This window comes from Streptomyces diversicolor, from assembly GCF_057537855.1.
In genome coordinates this window covers 1-1343 of the sequence record NZ_BAAJXA010000125.1, presented here as the reverse complement: position 1 = coordinate 1343, position 1343 = coordinate 1, and the positions used below count along the sequence as shown (strand labels likewise).

The window sequence follows — 1343 nt, the reverse complement described above, 5'->3', positions numbered from 1 at the left end:
CCTTGCGGGGACCGGGCTCCCGTGCGTGTCCGGTGCGTCCTACTGGGTGCGGCTCTCACCGTGGTAGTACTCGAAGACCCAGCCGAACAGGCCGATCAGGATGATCGGCAGCGAGAAGTACAGCAGCCACCAGCCGACCGCAATCCCGAGGAAGGCCAGCGCGCCGCCGATGCCGAGGGCGAGCGGCTGCCAGCTGTGCGGGCTGAAGAAGCCCAGCTCGCCCGCGTCGTCCGCGACGTCGGCCTCCTTGTCGTCCTGGGCGCCCACGTCGACCCGCCGGGCGGTGAAGCCCAGGTAGAAGCCGACCATGATGCACAGGCCGAAGGCCAGGAAGAGCGCCGTGGTTCCGGCCGGCTCCTTCGACCACACGCCGTAGACGACCGCCACGGCGAGCACGAAGACACTCAGCCACATGAACAGATGGCCCTGGATCTTCACTTGCCGGCCTCCTTGCCGCCCGCGATGGCGCTGCTGCCGTGACCGGCGTACTCCAGCTGCTCCAGGGCCGCGATCTCAGGGTGGTGCAGGTCGAACGCCGGGGATTCGCTGCGGATCCGCGGCAGGGTGAGGAAGTTGTGCCGCGGCGGCGGGCAGGACGTCGCCCACTCCAGCGAGCGGCCGTAGCCCCACGGGTCGTCGACCTCGACCTTCTTGCCGTACTTGGCCGTCTTCCACACGTTGTAGAGGAACGGCAGGATCGACAGACCCAGCAGGAACGACGAGATCGTGGAGACCGTGTTCAGCGCGGTGAAGCCGTCGGCCGCCAGATAGTCGGCGTACCGGCGCGGCATGCCCTCGGCGCCCAGCCAGTGCTGCACCAGGAACGTGCCGTGGAAGCCGATGAACAGCGTCCAGAAGGTGATCTTGCCGAGGCGTTCGTCCAGCATCTTGCCGGTCCACTTCGGCCACCAGAAGTGGAAGCCGGAGAACATCGCGAAGACCACGGTGCCGAAGACGACGTAGTGGAAGTGGGCCACCACGAAGTACGAGTCGGAGACGTGGAAGTCCATCGGCGGCGACGCCAGGATGACACCGGTCAGACCACCGAAGGTGAAGGTGATCAGGAAGCCGGTCGCCCACAGCATCGGTGTCTCGAAGGACAGGGAGCCCTTCCACATGGTGCCGATCCAGTTGAAGAACTTCACACCGGTCGGTACCGCGATCAGGAAGGTCATGAAGGAGAAGAACGGCAGCAGCACACCGCCGGTGACATACATGTGGTGCGCCCACACGGTCACGGACAGGCCGGCGATGGCGATGGTCGCGGCGATCAGACCCATGTAGCCGAACATCGGCTTACGACTGAAGACCGGGATGACCTCGGAGATGATGCCGAAGAACGG

General features: G+C 65.7%; 2 protein-coding genes. Both read right to left on the bottom strand.

From position 1 onward, the window contains the following. Window positions 1–39: 39 nt before the first annotated feature. Window positions 40–438, bottom strand: coding sequence for a cytochrome c oxidase subunit 4 (locus AC27LF_RS45435; protein ID WP_479662457.1), 399 nt, complete (start codon window positions 436–438; stop codon window positions 40–42). Further along, window positions 435–1343 (bottom strand): cytochrome c oxidase subunit I (locus AC27LF_RS45430; RefSeq protein ID WP_487231311.1); only part of this gene is annotated, 909 nt, incomplete at its 5' end. The genes AC27LF_RS45430 and AC27LF_RS45435, both read right to left, overlap by 4 nt.